Below are 13,797 nucleotides of genomic sequence, written 5' to 3'. Positions count from 1 at the left end.
GAATCATCCAACCCCCCAACCCCCCTGCGGGCCCCCCCCCGGGGCCCGCCCCCCCGGGGGGGCGCGCCGGCGGGGGGGGGGGGGGCCCCCCGCCCGCCCGCCCGCCCGCCCCACGCCGCGTCCCGGCGCCGGTCGCCTCACTCGGGCGGCCGGCGCTCGGGCGTCTGCGGCGCCGGCCGCTTCGCCCGCGGCCGGACGGCGCTTGGGCGGGCGTGGCGCGGCGGCTTCGCCTGGGCTGGGCAGTGCTTGGGCGGGTGCGGCGCCGGTCGCTTCAGCTGGGCGGTGCGGTGCTCTCGCGGACGATGAGGTCGGCCGGGACGAGGATCTGCTCGGCGGTCGGTTCGGTGCCGGCGCGGGTCTCCGCGATCGCCCGGGTGAGCGCGGCGGCGGCCGCCCGGCCTTTCGCGAGGACGTCCTGGCGCACGGTGGTCAGCCCCGGCCGCATCCGGGCGGCGAGCGGGCTGTCGTCGAACCCGACCACCGACAGGTCCTCGGGCACCCGCAGGCCCAGGTCGTGCGCGGCCTGGACGACGCCCTGGGCGATCGCGTCGGAGAAGCAGAGGATCGCGGTGGGGCGCGGGTCCTGCGCGAGGAGGACCTTGGCGCCGTCGTAGCCGTCCTCGGGCTGGCCGTGCGCGAGCCGCACGACCGGCGGGGTGATGCCGGCCGGGGTCAGCGCGTCGAGCCAGCCGAGGATGCGCTGCTGAGCGACGTACCCGTCGACGACCGCCGCCTCCTCGTCGACCGCGGCGCCCGGGATGACGGAGCCGGTCGGCAGCAGGCCGTGGGCGCCGCGGACGCCGCTGGTGACGACGGCGACGCGCCGGTGACCGAGGTCGACCAGGTGCTGGGCGGCGGCGCGGGCGCCGGGACGGTCGGCGACGTTGACGCAGGGGATGCCGCCGGTGGGCACCTGGTCGATGAAGACCAGCGGGATCCTGCGCCGGATGAGCCAGTCCACGGCCGTGGATGCCGGGTCGCACGAGTAGACCATCGCGCCGTCCATGGCGACGTCCCTGGCGGGCACCACGTCCTCGCGGGCGGCGGCGGTCAGCAGCGTCAGGGCCAGGCCCGTCGGGGCCAGCTCCTCCGAGATCGCGCCGAGGAACGTGGTGGCCACCTCGTCGTTGAACGCATACCGCAACGACTCGGTCAGCAGGACGCCGACGGCGCCGGTCGTGCCGCGGGCCAGGGCACGGGCCGCGGGGTCGGGCCCCACGTAGCCGAGGTCCGAGGCGACCGCCAGGATCTTGTCGCGCAGGGTGGGGGAGAGCTGGTCCGGCCGGGAGAAGGCATTGGAGACGGTCATCCGGCTCACACCGACCTGGTCGGCGATCGTCTGCAAGGTGACCCTTGCCATGCGCACCTCCCGGCTGTCGTCGCGGGGCCCCGTCAGGGGACCCGCCGACGATATCCTGCCTCAGCTCGCGGGGCTGCACGCGGCGGCCGGGGCGACCGCGTCGGCGGCCCGGTGCAGGGTCGCCGCGAGCGCCGCGCGGACCCGGCGCGACCTGTCCGCCCGGCCGCCGATGAGCGGGGCGGCGGGCGCGACCACGGGCGCCTGGGGCAGCGCGCTGCGGACCTCGTGGGCCATCGCGTTCTGAGACTCGATCATCGCGAACGGGAACACGGCCGACCTCCTCGAACCAGGCCTGCCCGGTACTGTACCGGTCCAGTGCCTATACCGGTACAGTAGCGCCAGGCACTGTACCGGTCAAGCGAATTCAAGGGATCGAAGGTAGCGACGCACGTCACTTGCGGCGCGGGGTCGTCCTCCGGGAGGAGGGCTTGCGTTTCGCGGCCGCCGCCGACCGCCGGTGGAACAGCCACGCGGCGACGCCGGCGAGCGCCGCGACGCCCAGCACGTACCAGACCCAGCCGTACGACGTCCGCGGTGCCGGCGCCGGAGGTGGTGCCGCCGCGGCCGGGGGCGGCGCGCAGACGATGTCCTGCGGCGCCCCGTCGGGAGCCACGTGCAGCACGCCCTGGCAGCGGCCGATCGCCGGCGTGCCCATCTCGGCCACGACCGTCCAGTCGCCGGCGGCGAGCGTGCCGGCGAACGTGAGCGCGTCACCGTTGCGGCGCAGGCCGGCGGGGCCCTCACGGCGCCCGTCGGCGGTCGTGGCCAGCAGCGTGATGCCGACGGCCTCGGTGACCGGGTGGCCGTCCTGCCAGGTCGCCGTCACCCACACCGAGCCGCGGCCGTCGCCGTGCAGGGTGAGGGTGACGCCGTCATGGGCGGCGGCTGGCTTCGCGGTGCCGAGCACCGTGCCGGAGGCGAGGGCCAGGGCCGCCGCCACGCAGGCCGCGGCCCGGCGCCACCAGGGCGCCGGGCCGCGATCGGTTGAGGACCGGTTCACGCGCGCTGCGGGATCCAGCTCTGGTACTTGGCGCCGCTCGGCTTCTGCAGGACGAGCAGCCGGCTGCCGAAGTACTGGTTGTTGCTGACGCCGACGACCAGGCCGCTCGCGGACTGCACCGAGACACCGAACTCGGTCTTGGTGATCGTCCACTGCAGGGCCTTCGCGCAGTCGCCCTGGACCAGGGTCGCACCGGCGACGTCCTTGTCACCCGTGGTGGTGATGCAGGCGTTCGTCGCCTTCGAGCGGACCACGTACCTGCCGCCGGCCACCTGCTCCAGCTTCCACTGCTGGTTCGCCCCGCCGTGCTGGCGGTAGATGATGATCGGCGTGCCGGCCGCGCTGCGGGCGCCGAACACGTCGGCCACCCCGCCGGTCAGGCTGTTGCCGAACACCATCCACGCGCCGGCCGTCGGCGCCGGGGCCGCCGCGGTGTGGACCTTCACGGTCGTCGTCCACGGGGTCAGGGTGCCGTTCTGCGCGAGCGAAATCCCGATCTGGTAGTCGGTGTCGGGGCGCATACCGACGATCCGGACGTTGGTCGAGCCGACCTGGCCGATGGAGCGTCCATTGAGGACGACCGCGTAGCGGCTGCCGGCCGCGGCCGCGTCCCAGGACAGGCGCACCGAGTTGGCGGTGGTGTCACTGACCCGCAGCTCCTTGAGTCCCGTCGGCGGCTTCGTCGGCGTGGGCGTCGGCGAAGCCGTCTTCGTGGGCGTCGGCGAGACCGACTTCGACGGCGAGGGCGACACGGTCTTCGACGGCGTCGGCGTCGGCGACGCGGTCTTCGTCGGGGTGGGGGACGCCGTCGGCGACGGCGGGGGCGGCGTGGTGCCGCCGGGGCCCGCGATCAGGAACTGGTTGTTGGCCACGTTCCAGTTGTTCGCGAGGTAGCTGCCCGGGCTCGGGTTGGTGTTGTAGTAGTCGTCGTGGTTGCAGTCCATCCGGTTCTCACCGGCCTTGTCGGTGCAACCGGCCCGGACGGACGTCTTCAGGCCACCCGAGTCGTTGTAGCACATGATGTCGTACTCATCGAGGCAGTGCCCGGCCTTGCTGGAGTTCGGCGCGTTGTTGTTCACGGCGCCGAGGTTGTGCCCCAGCTCGTGCGCGGCGACGCTCGCCGTCCAGCAGCCGGAGTCGCTGCGGCCGTAGCCGGGGCCGCCGTTGCTGCGGTTGTTCACGCCCGGCTGGGTGTCGCCGTTGAAGGTGCCGATGCCGCAGTAGACCTTCGACTCGCCGAAGATCATGTACTTGCGGTCGGTCCGGTTGTACCCGAGGGCCTTGAGCCCCTGGATCGTCGCGTCGAACGTGGCGAGACCACCCGCGGGCAGCTCGACCTCGCGGACGTCGACCTTGCAGTCGGCGGTCGTCACGAAGCGGACGTGCCGCTCGCCGCCGGTCTCCTTGGCGCTGGTGTTGTAGATCGCGTCGACGCCGGCGCTCCAGGTGCGGAAGCTCTCCAGGTACTGGTTGAACCGGCTCGCCGTGTTGGCGTCGCGCACGTACAGCACCTGCACGCGCTTGCCGGCCACGCCGTCGCCGTCGCAGGCCACGCCGGAGGCGCCGATCGTGTAGCCCAGCGCGGTGTCGGCGCCGGCCTCCGGTACCAGAGCGAAACCGCCCTCGGAGGCGACCGAGCCGTCCTCGGCGGTGACCGTCTGTTCCAGCGGGGCGGCCGCGGTGTCCGTCTCGGGGACGACCTGCGTGGGGCCGGCGGCCGTGATCGGGGCGATCGTGCCCCGCACGGTCAGGCCGGACGGCGGGACGTCAGGGCCGTGGCTGCACTGGCCGCGCTCGGTGAGCTGGTACCCGCCGACGCACGGCTGGCCCTTCTTCGCCGGCGTCAGACCCGCGTACACCAGGCCGAGCTCAGGGTTGTCGGCCGGCGCGCGACTGATCGCGGCAGGGCCTTTCTCGTTGAACAGGTCGTCGATCGCACCTGGTCCGGCGATCGCCGCACCCGTGCCGACCACCGCGACCGCCACGGTCACAGCCACGCGGCGCAAGACTCGAGACACGCTCGGTTCCTCCGGAGGGGAAAAGGAGGCGCGGCAGGGACGGGCACAGGGCAGAGGTACCCGTCCCCGCCGCGCGCGGGACGGCCGGCCTTCGAGGGTGGCAAGGCGGGTGAGTGCCGGTCCGTCCACGTGGGAACGGGCTGACCATAGCGATCCGTCAACGTGCCGTTCCAGCCCGAACGACCCAATTAAGGGACTCATAACCGAGACTTGTGGCAGTCCTACGCTGCCGCTTCGCCAGATGGCGTTTCACGTGCCCGAGGGCCCGACCAGCGGCGAACAGGCAGGCGTCCTACCTGTTCACGGCGGGTGCGCGCGCCCGCTCCCTCTGTGTCCCTCCCGTGATCCGGACGACTTCGTGCCGTCGGAGCAGCACAAAGTCGTTCCGGATCAGCTCGAGCGGGAGGCGGGCTCAGGCAGGCTTGCCGCGGCGGCGGCGTTCGTTCGGCTCCCTGGAGAGGCGGCCGACGAGGCCGAACCGGCTCTGCGGCGGCTGCTCCTTCGGCGCCGGGTCGGCGTCGGCCATGACGATGACGACGCTGGCGCCGCCGAGCGTGGCGGACGTGCCGATGTTGACGGTGCCGTTGCCCTCGATCGCGACCCGCCGCACGATGTCCAGGCCCAGCCCGGTCGAGCCCTGGCCGCTCTCGCCACGCTGCAGCGCCAGCTCCGGGTCCGGGATGCCGGGGCCGCCGTCCTCCACCCGCAGCACGACGTAGCCGTCGTCGCGCCGGGTGACCGCGACCTCGAAGGGCACGCCCTGGGGCGTGTACCGGATGACGTTGCCGATCAGCGCGTCCAGCGCGGCGGCGAGCTCGCTCTTCGCGACGTGGACCGGCGCCGGCCCCTCGGTGCCGATCGCCTTGCAGTCGCGCTCCTGGTCACCGGCGACCGCCGACCAGAACATCATCCGGTCCCGGACGACCTCGGCGACGTCGCAGCCCTGCTCGCCGGTCGACGCGGCGGCGCCGTCGCTGCGCTCGCCGCGGTCGGGGGTGGGGGAGTGCGCGTCGATCGGCTCGCGCATCGCGCGGATGAGCTTGTCGATCTCGACCTCGAGCGCGGCGATCGCGTCGCGGATCCGCTCGGCGTCCTGGCTGTCGTCGAGCGTCTCGGCGTCCAGCCGCAGCGCGGTCAGCGGTGTGCGCAGCCGGTGCGACAGGTCCGCGACCAGCTCGCGTTCGTTGGTCAGCAGCGCCATGATGCGGTCGGCCATCACGTTGAGCGCGAAGCTCGCCTCGGCCAGCTCCCGCGGCCCCGACGGGTCGAGGCGCACGTCGAGGTACCCCTCGCTCAGCGCCCCCGCGGCGCCCGCGAGCTGGCGGGCCGACGCGGTGACCTTCGCGGCGAGGCGGTCGCCGACCCAGACGGAGGCGATGACGAGCCCCAGCGCGACGGCGGTCAGCGCCCACCAGGCGCCGCTCACCCCGTTGGACAGCTCGTCCTCGGGGATGAAGACCTCCACGACCGCCGTGCGGCCCGACCCGACGTCCACCGGCTCCAGGTAGGACACCCCGCCGGTGACGGTCGCCGTGACCGGGGCCGCCTGGTCGGCGGCGCGGGCGAGGTCCTTCGGGGCGGCGTGCCCGGTGCCGATCTCGAGGCCCTCCTCGCCCAGGTTGTGCACCGAGACGCGGCTGACCGCCGGGCCGCCGGTGCTGGCGATGGCCCGTTCGATCGCCAGGGGGTCGGTGGTCACGGTGAGGACCGCCACGACCACGGCGGTCTGGCGTTCGGCGTCGGCGAAGGCACGCTCGCGGGCGAGCTGCTGCACGACCAGCCCGAGGGGGATCAGGAACGCCAGGGCCACCATCGTGGTGACCGCGGCGCAGACGTAGGCGAGGGTCCGCCTCAGTCCGGCGCCGCGAACCTGAAGCCCACGCCCCGCACGGTGTGCAGGTATCTGGGCGCCGAGGCGCTCTCGCCAAGTTTCCGGCGTAGCCAGTACAGATGCACGTCGATCGTCTGGTCCTCGCCCACTGAGGGTTGCCGCCATACCTCCTCCAACAGCTCACGGCGTGAGACCACTCGTCCGGGACGGGCGGCGAGGTACGCCAGCAGGTCGAACTCTTTGCGGGTCAGCGTCAGCGGCTCACCGTGCAAGTGTGCCTGCCGTTGTCCGATGTCGACACGCAAGCCTCCCACCTCGATGGCGGTGGGTTCCTCGCGGCTCGCCCGTCCGGTGCGGCGCAGCACGGAGGTCATCCGGGCGTCGAGGTGGGCGGAGGTGAACGGTTTGATCATGTAGTCGTCGGCGCCGGCCTTGAGCAGCCGCACGATCTCCGCCTCGTCGTCGCGCGCGGTGGCGATGATGATCGGCGTGTCGGCGATGCCGCGCAGCATCCGCAGCGCGTCGGCGCCGTCCAGGTCGGGCAGCCCTAGGTCGAGCACCACCAGGTCCGGTGTCTCGGCGGCGAACCGCCGCAACGCCTCCAGCGCGGTGCCGACCGCGTGCACCGTGTGACCCCGGTCGGTCAACGAGCGCAGCAGGGCGCCCCGCACGACATGGTCGTCCTCAACCAGCAGCACCGTGGCCATGCGAAGAACATACGTCCTGGCGCAAGTACCGGCTCTCGCGGTCGATGGACGAATCCGACATGTCCGGGTTTTTCGGAGGCGGTCATCCTCCGTTCGCCGGGACTTCCGTTCGTACGGGTACCCGTGGGTAACCGGGTGCCGTACAACTGCCGAGCATGACTGTCGATGCATTGACGCGCCGCGCCCTGCTGGTGACCGGCGGCGCGACCGCGGTCGCCGTGGTCACGGCCGCCGGCGCGCACGCCGCGACCCCGGTCTTCCTGCAGGCGTGGCCTCCGGCGACCCGCTGCCTGACGGCGTCCTGCTCTGGACCCGGGTGACCCCGACGCCGTCGGCCACCCCCGGCTCGGATGCCGGGCCGTCGGTCGCGGTGACCTGGCAGATCGCCACCGACCCCGGGTTCGCCGACGTGGTCGCCGGCGGCACCGTCACCACCGGGCCCGAGCGCGACCACACCGTCAAGGTCGACGCCCGCGGCCTGGCCCCCGCGACGACCTACCACTACCGCTTCGGCGTCGCCGGTGTCTGGTCGCCGGCCGGCCGCACCCGGACCGCGCCCGCCGCCGACGCCGACCTGGCCCTGCTGCGCTTCGGCGTCGTCTCCTGCTCCAACTGGGAGGCCGGCTACTTCGCGGCGTACCGGCGTCTGGCCGCCCGCGGTGACCTCGACGCGGTCGTCCACCTCGGGGACTACATCTACGAGTACGCGACGGGAGGCTTCACCGCCGGCGGCACCGCGGTGCGCCGCACCGAACCGGCCCACGAGATCGTCAGCCTCGCCGACTACCGCATCCGGCACGCGCAGTACAAGACCGATCCCGACGCACAGGCGTTGCACGCCGCCGTCCCGTGGGTCATCACCTGGGACGACCACGAGGTCGCCAACGACATGTGGGCCGGCGGCGCCGAGAACCACGACCCCGCCACCGAGGGCTCCTTCGCGGCGCGGGTGGCGGCGGCCCGGCAGGCGTATGCGGAGTGGATGCCGGTCCGGCTCGGCGAGGACGGCGCCATCTATCGCCGGCTCCGCTTCGGCCGGCTCGCCGAGCTGTCGATGCTGGACCTGCGCTCGTACCGGTCGCAACAGGCTTCCGGGACGGCCGTGGACGACCCGTCGCGCACCATCACCGGCGACGGGCAGATGGCCTGGCTGAAGCAGGGCCTGGCGTCCTCGACCGCCCGGTGGAAGATCGTCGGGAACCCCGACATGATCGCCCGGGTCGACGTCGGCACCCTCCCCGCGTGGCTGCTCGGCCCGCTCGGCAAGCTGCTCGGCATCCCCTCGAACGGCTACGCGATCAACACGGACCAGTGGGACGGGTACAACGCCGACCGCGACGAGCTCGTGAACCACCTGCGGGCAAACAACGTCCGCGACACGGTGTTCATCACCGGCGACATCCACACGTCGTGGGCCAGCGAGCTGGTCACGAAGTCCACGGTCGGCTCGCCGACCGCCGTCGAGTTCGTCGTGCCGTCCGTGACCAGCGACAACGTCAACGACTTCCTCGGCGTCCCGCCCGGCTTCGTCGGCCCGGTCGCCGCGTCGCTGGTGCAGGCGGCCAACGGGCACGTGAAGTGGGCCGAGCTGGAAGGGCACGGCTACGGCGTGCTGGAGATCCGCCCCGACGCGTGCCGGATGGAGTGGTTCCACGTCCGGGAGCGCACCGACCGCGACACCACCGCCCGCCGGGTCAAGGCCTACGCGGTGCGCAGTGGCGTGTCACGGCTGGTCGTCCAGTAGCCGCCCGATCACCTGCAACGCCTGCTCGACGTCCGGTTCGCCGTCGGCGATCGCGTCCGCGTAGAGGAAGCTCTCGCCGATGCGGACCAGGACGAAGGCCAGGGTCCGCGCGTCCATCCTGGGAACGAAGGCGCCGGCCGCGATCTCCTCCTGCAGGAGGCCCTCCAGATGCGCGCGGACCCCCGGCTGGACGACACCGTGCTTCGACGTGAGGATGCGCAGCGCCGCCTCGGGCTCCGCGGCGAGGAAGTGCCGCAGGCTCGGCTGCTCGATGACGCCGGCAAGGAAGTTGCCGATCACCGCGACGATCCGGTCGGCGCCGCGGCGGCCCTCGGCGTGCTTCACGGCCCGCTGCAGGCTGCGCTGGGTGAGCTGCCACAGCACCGCGCCGAGCAACTGGTCGCGGCCGCCGGCGCGCCGGTACAGCGTGGCGCGGCCCATGCCCAGCTCGGCCGCGAGCGAGCGCATGTCGACCCGGCGCTGCTCCAGGAACCGCTGCATGGCCGCGTCGAAGATCTCGTCGGGCGGCATGCCAGGCAGGTTACACGCCTTGAGACAGATCCTGAACTGTCTCAGCGGGCGCTGCGTCGACCAGGTCGGCCGGGTCGGTGTTCGCCCCGCAGAGCACCACCGCCACCCGCCCCGCGTCGTCGAGCCGCCCGAGCCCCGCGTAGGCGGCGGCCGCGCCGAGCTCGACCACGATCCGGTGCTCCGCCCACAGGCGCCGGCGGGCCCGGACGATCGCCTCGTCGTCCACGAGCACGCTGCGCACCCCGTGCCGGACGGCCGAGGCGAGCGCGATCGTCCCCACCCGCCGCGCACCGAGCGAGTCGGCGGCGACGCTGTCCACCGCTACGTCCACGGGACGACCCGCGGCGAGGGCCGCGTGCAAGGTCGGTGCACCGGCCGGCTCGACGGCGACGACCCGAGCCCGGTCACCGACCGCCGCCGCGACGCCACCGACGAGCCCCCCGCCACCGGTGGCGACCAGGACCGTGTCGACCTCGGGCAGCTCCAGCGCGAGCGTGCCCTGCCCGGCGACGATCTCCGGCTGGTCGTACGCGTGCACGAACAGCGCCCCGGTCTCCGCGACCCGGATCGTCGAGGCCGCGTACGCCTCCGCGTACTCCCGCCCGTGCTGGTGCACGACGGCGCCGAGCTGCCGCAGCTTGCGGACCTTCACGGCCGGCGCGACCTCCGGCACGAACACCTCCGCCGGGATGCCGAGCCGCGCCGCCGCGAACGCCACCGCCAGCCCCGCGTTGCCACCCGACGCCGCGACGACCCCCGCGGCCGGCAGCTCACCGGCCTCCCGGGCGGCGAGGATCCGGTTGAACGCACCGCGCGCCTTGAACGAGCCGCTGTGCTGCAGGAGCTCCAGCTTGAACCACAGCCCGGGCGCCACCTCGACCGACGGGGTGCGCCGCACATGCCCTTCGATCCGCCGCGCCGCCGCCTCCACCGCGTCCCTGTCGACCATGCGCCCACCCTACGTCCACCCCACCCGCACCCACGTCGAGACAGCGCCCACCACCGCCCCCGCAGGCGCTGGTCAATGGCTTTGCCCCGTCAGTGCCGGTGCGGGTCAGGGGCCGGCGGGTCGGCCGCCGCGGCCCTCGCCGGAAGCGAACCTGGCGGCGCCGCCGGTGGCACCCGCGCGGAGCGAGGCGACGCCGAGGCGGTGCTCGATCGCGAGGGCGTCTTCGAGGGGGCGGCCCAGCGAGTCGTACACCGAACGGCGGTCGTTGCGCAGGCACTCCTGCGGCAGGTCGGCGAGCGTCGCGGCCAGGGCCTCCGCCGCGCGCCTGGCCTCGCCCGGCGGCACGACGCGGTCCGCGAGGCCGATGCGGTGCGCCTCCGCCGCGTCGACGGGCCGGCCGGTCAGGATCAGGTCGAGGGCGCGGCCGACCCCGATCAACTGCGGCAGCCGGACCGTTCCGCCGTCGATCAGCGGCACGCCCCAGCGCCTGCAGTACACGCCGAACGTCGCCGTCTCCTCGACGACCCGCAGGTCGCACCAGATCGCCAGCTCCAGTCCGCCCGCGACGGCATGCCCGGCGACCGCCGCGATCACGGGCTTGGCGAGCCGCATCCGGGTCGGGCCGAGCGGGCCGTCACCGTCGGGCTCGACGCGGTTGCCGGTGCCGGCCGCGACCGCCTTCAGGTCGGCGCCGGAGCAGAACGTGCCGCCGGCGCCCCACAGCACGGCGACCGCGGCGGTGTCGTCGGCGTCGAACTCGCGGAACGCCGCCGCGAGCCGCTCCGCCGTGTCCCGGTCGACGGCGTTGCGGGTCTCCGGCCGGTCGAGCACGACCGTCCACACGGGTCCGGACCGTTCGATGCGCACGCTCATACCGGCCAGTGTCGCCGGAAAGGGCGACGGCCGCGCCCGGACCCCGTTCCCGGGTCGGACGCGGCCGTGCAAGGCCCGTGCGGCGAGCACGCTCAGCGGCGCCGCCGGCGGTAGCTTCCGTAGCGGGTGTGCCAGGTGCCCGCGCCGGCGAGGTGCAGGGCGACGCACAGGAACCCGGCCAGGCTCAGGGTCCCCACGTCGAGCACCGGCCCGGCGTCGGCCCCGAACAGGTCCATCAGCAGCGCGACAGCGAACAGGATCGCGGCGATCACAGCGAACACAACGGCCTCCTTCGTAGTGATCGCTGAGTACCCAACGGCCGTGAAACCTAATCGACGCCGTCGATGCCGAGCAGGTCGGCGAGGGCGGCCCGGCCGTCCGGGGTGACCCGCACGGCGCGCCCGGACCCGATCCGCGCGACCCAGCCGCGGGCCAGGAAGCGTTCGCACAGCCGTGCCCCGGCGACCCCGGCGAGGTGCGGGCGCCGCTCCGTCCAGTCGAGGCAGGCGCGGGCCACCGGCCGCTTGCCGCCGTCGAGCCGCAGGCCCTGGCCGGCCATCCAGCGCAGGCCCGCCTCCGTCAGCGCGAACCCTCCCGACTGGTCCAACAGCCCCCGCGCCGTCAGCGCGTCCGTGACCGCGACGCCGAGCCGCCCGGCGAGGTGGTCGTAGCAGGTCCGCCCTCGCGCGAGCGCCGCCGACGCCGTCGCCGCGCGCAGCCCGGTGGGCCGCGTCGCGTCCGGCGCCAGCCGCGCCGACATGTCCTCCAGCAGCGCGGCGACGGAGGCGTCGGCGAGCCGGACGTACCGGTGCCGCCCCTGCCGCTCCTCGGCCAGCAGCCCGCCGGCCGTCAGCCGGTGCAGGTGCTCGGTCGCGGTGGACCGGGCGACCCCGGCGTGCCGGGCCAGCTCGCCGGCGGTCCAGGCCCGGCCGTCGAGCAGCGCCAGGCACATCGCGGCCCGGGTCTCGTCGGCGAGGAGCGCGGCGAGCTGCGCGAGCGAGGACGGTGCGGTCATACCCCCGATTGTCCGCGCCGGTCAGTTCGTCCCGGACCGAACGGTCGCGGTCCTACCGTCGGACCATGCAGACGATCGACGACCCGGGCGCCGCCCTCGCCGTGCTCCACGACCCGGCGTTCGTGGTCCCGCCGGTGCCCGCCGCCACCCACGGCATCGCCTGGCTGCGATCCGCCGTCGGCCGGTTCAGCGCCGGCGACGCGTACACCCGCCGCCGTGCCCTCAGCGAGTCCCTGCTGTCCACAGTGGACCCCGTGGCGCTCCGGGAGGCGGCCGCGTCATCCCCGCACCTCCACCCCGTGCAACTCCTGTGCACCGCCCTCGGCCTGCCCTCCTCCTCACGAACGACCCTCGCCGCGGTCCGTGTCGTCGCCGCCGCGTACCACCCGGGCACCGGCGACGAGCCCGCGGCCGACGAGGCGGTGCGCGCGCTGGTGGACCTGTGCGGCGGAACACCGGACGAGACCACCGCCGCGCGGATCGGCCTGCTGGTCCAGGCCTGCGACGCGACGGCCGCCCTGATCGCCCGGGCCCGCGCCACGAGCCTGGAAGCGGCGCTGCGCGACACCCCGCCGGTCCCGGCCACGAAGCGCATGGCCACCCGGCCGGTCACCCTCACCGCCGGCCACCCAGAGCCGACCGGCCTCTCCGGCACCCGCGCCGAACCGGCCAACCGAACGGACACCGCCGCCGAGCCGGCCGACCGCCCCGAGGCCGGCGCCGGGCTGGACGAGCGTTCCGAGGTCCGTGTCGGGCCGGGGGAACTTTCCGAAGTCCGCGTCGAGTCGGAGGGGCGTCCCGGAGTGCACGTTGAGCCGGTCGGGCGTTCGGGGAGCCCGGTCGGGGTGGGCGGTATCCGGGTCGAGGCGGGTGAGGTGGTGCGCGTCAGCCTCCAGGGCATCCCGTTCGGTGCGGGTCCGCGGCGTTGTCCGGGCCGCGCCCACGCGATCGCGATCGCCCAAGGGGTCGTCAGCGCCTCGGTGGCGGAGCACCCGGGAGGTGGGCGGTGAGTGACTTCCGGTCCCTGCACCGCTCGGGTGCGCCGCTGGTCCTGCCGAACGCCTGGGACGTCGCGTCGGCCAGGATGCTGGTGCGGGCGGGGTTCGTGGCGGTCGGGACGACGAGCCTCGGGGTCGCCGCGGCGAACGGCGTGCCCGACGGGGAAGGTGCCACCGACGCCGACGCGCTGCGGCTCGTCCGGAGGATCACCGGGCTGCCCTGCCACGTGACCGTCGACATCGAGCGGGGCTCGGTGGGCATGGCCGTCGCGGTCGCCGCCGCAGGAGCCGCCGGGGTCAACGTCGAGGACGCGATGGGTCCGGTCGGGACGCAGGTGCGCCTGATCAGGGCGGTGAAGCGGGAGGTGCCCGAGCTGTTCGTCAACGCGCGCACCGACACGCACTGGCAGCGAGCCGGTGACCTGGGCGAGGCGGTGCGGCGGGTGCGGGCGTACGCGGACGCCGGCGCCGACGGGGTGTTCGTCCCGGGGCTGCGGGAACCGGGCGACATCGATGCCGTCGTCCGTGCGGTGGACGTGCCGGTCAACGTCCTGCACGACCCTTGCGGGCCCACCCTCGCAGAGCTGACGGCGCTGGGCGTGCGGCGGGTGAGCACCGGGTCGCTGCTGTTCCGGGCGGCGCTCGCCGCGGCCGTGGAGGCCGCCCGCGCGGTCCGCGACGGCACCCCGGTGCGCACCGCGGGCCTGCCGACATACGCGGACATGGCCGCCACGGGCTGACAAAGCCAAGCCGCCGCCAAGGGCCAAGCCG

At 74.3% G+C, this 13,797-nt stretch carries 13 protein-coding genes and 1 pseudogene; 3 read left to right on the top strand and 11 right to left on the bottom strand.

Annotated features, from left to right (window positions below; translation table 11 throughout):
- Positions 1–271: 271 nt before the first annotated feature.
- The 6 genes from AB0J72_RS42305 to AB0J72_RS42280 all read right to left on the bottom strand — a co-directional run bounded on the left by AB0J72_RS42305 (position 272) and on the right by AB0J72_RS42280 (position 6,916).
- The gene (locus tag AB0J72_RS42305; protein ID WP_363410087.1) at positions 272–1,360 is read right to left on the bottom strand and encodes a LacI family DNA-binding transcriptional regulator; all 1,089 of its coding nucleotides are present in this window, start codon (positions 1,358–1,360) and stop codon (positions 272–274) included.
- 60 nt (positions 1,361–1,420) lie between these two features.
- Positions 1,421–1,630 carry a hypothetical protein gene (locus tag AB0J72_RS42300; protein WP_363410084.1) on the bottom strand — a complete coding sequence of 70 codons (210 nt, stop codon included), beginning with the start codon at positions 1,628–1,630 and terminating at the stop codon, positions 1,421–1,423.
- Between the two features lie 121 nt (positions 1,631–1,751).
- Positions 1,752–2,360 carry a hypothetical protein gene (locus AB0J72_RS42295; protein ID WP_363410081.1) on the bottom strand — a complete coding sequence of 203 codons (609 nt, stop codon included), beginning with the start codon at positions 2,358–2,360 and terminating at the stop codon, positions 1,752–1,754.
- Positions 2,357–4,357 carry an RICIN domain-containing protein gene (locus tag AB0J72_RS42290; RefSeq protein WP_363410078.1) on the bottom strand — a complete coding sequence of 667 codons (2,001 nt, stop codon included), beginning with the start codon at positions 4,355–4,357 and terminating at the stop codon, positions 2,357–2,359. The genes AB0J72_RS42295 and AB0J72_RS42290 overlap by 4 nt, the downstream gene beginning before the upstream one ends.
- 433 nt (positions 4,358–4,790) lie before the next feature.
- Positions 4,791–6,191, bottom strand: a complete 1,401-nt coding sequence (locus AB0J72_RS42285; protein WP_363410075.1) for a HAMP domain-containing sensor histidine kinase — start codon at positions 6,189–6,191, stop codon at positions 4,791–4,793.
- A gap of 38 nt (positions 6,192–6,229) precedes the next feature.
- Positions 6,230–6,916, bottom strand: coding sequence for a response regulator transcription factor (locus tag AB0J72_RS42280; RefSeq protein WP_033363396.1), 687 nt, complete (start codon positions 6,914–6,916; stop codon positions 6,230–6,232).
- A gap of 155 nt (positions 6,917–7,071) precedes the next feature.
- On the opposite strand from AB0J72_RS42280, the pseudogene AB0J72_RS42275 reads away from it, so the two are divergent.
- A pseudogene (locus tag AB0J72_RS42275) lies at positions 7,072–8,660 on the top strand (alkaline phosphatase D family protein).
- Here the strand turns inward: AB0J72_RS42275 and AB0J72_RS42270 are convergent.
- The 5 genes from AB0J72_RS42270 to AB0J72_RS42250 form a co-directional block, all read right to left on the bottom strand.
- Positions 8,640–9,191, bottom strand: a complete 552-nt coding sequence (locus tag AB0J72_RS42270) for a QsdR family transcriptional regulator (protein ID WP_363410072.1) — start codon at positions 9,189–9,191, stop codon at positions 8,640–8,642. The pseudogene AB0J72_RS42275 and the gene AB0J72_RS42270 sit on opposite strands and share 21 nt — an antisense overlap.
- A 10-nt stretch (positions 9,192–9,201) precedes the next feature.
- Positions 9,202–10,140, bottom strand: coding sequence for a serine/threonine dehydratase (locus AB0J72_RS42265; protein ID WP_363410069.1), 939 nt, complete (start codon positions 10,138–10,140; stop codon positions 9,202–9,204).
- Positions 10,141–10,245: 105 nt separating this feature from the next.
- Positions 10,246–11,013 carry a crotonase/enoyl-CoA hydratase family protein gene (locus tag AB0J72_RS42260; RefSeq protein WP_363410066.1) on the bottom strand — a complete coding sequence of 256 codons (768 nt, stop codon included), beginning with the start codon at positions 11,011–11,013 and terminating at the stop codon, positions 10,246–10,248.
- Positions 11,014–11,105: 92 nt separating this feature from the next.
- Positions 11,106–11,294 (bottom strand): hypothetical protein, encoded by a 189-nt coding sequence (locus AB0J72_RS42255; RefSeq protein ID WP_344512841.1) that lies wholly within the window; start codon positions 11,292–11,294, stop codon positions 11,106–11,108.
- Between the two features lie 47 nt (positions 11,295–11,341).
- Entirely contained in the window at positions 11,342–12,028 is a 687-nt protein-coding gene (locus AB0J72_RS42250) for a winged helix-turn-helix domain-containing protein (RefSeq protein ID WP_363410063.1), read from the bottom strand.
- Positions 12,029–12,093: 65 nt separating this feature from the next.
- Between AB0J72_RS42250 and AB0J72_RS42245 the strand changes: the two genes are divergently transcribed.
- Positions 12,094–13,038, top strand: a complete 945-nt coding sequence (locus AB0J72_RS42245) for a hypothetical protein (RefSeq protein ID WP_363410060.1) — start codon at positions 12,094–12,096, stop codon at positions 13,036–13,038.
- Entirely contained in the window at positions 13,035–13,766 is a 732-nt protein-coding gene (locus AB0J72_RS42240) for an isocitrate lyase/phosphoenolpyruvate mutase family protein (protein WP_363410057.1), read from the top strand. The genes AB0J72_RS42245 and AB0J72_RS42240 overlap by 4 nt, the downstream gene beginning before the upstream one ends.
- Positions 13,767–13,797: the final 31 nt, after the last annotated feature.

The sequence above is a fragment of the Dactylosporangium sp. NPDC049742 genome (assembly GCF_040674675.1).
GTDB lineage: Bacteria > Actinomycetota > Actinomycetes > Mycobacteriales > Micromonosporaceae > Dactylosporangium > Dactylosporangium maewongense.
Note: the sequence above shows the minus strand (reverse complement) of the source record. Positions and strands in the feature narration are given on the sequence as shown.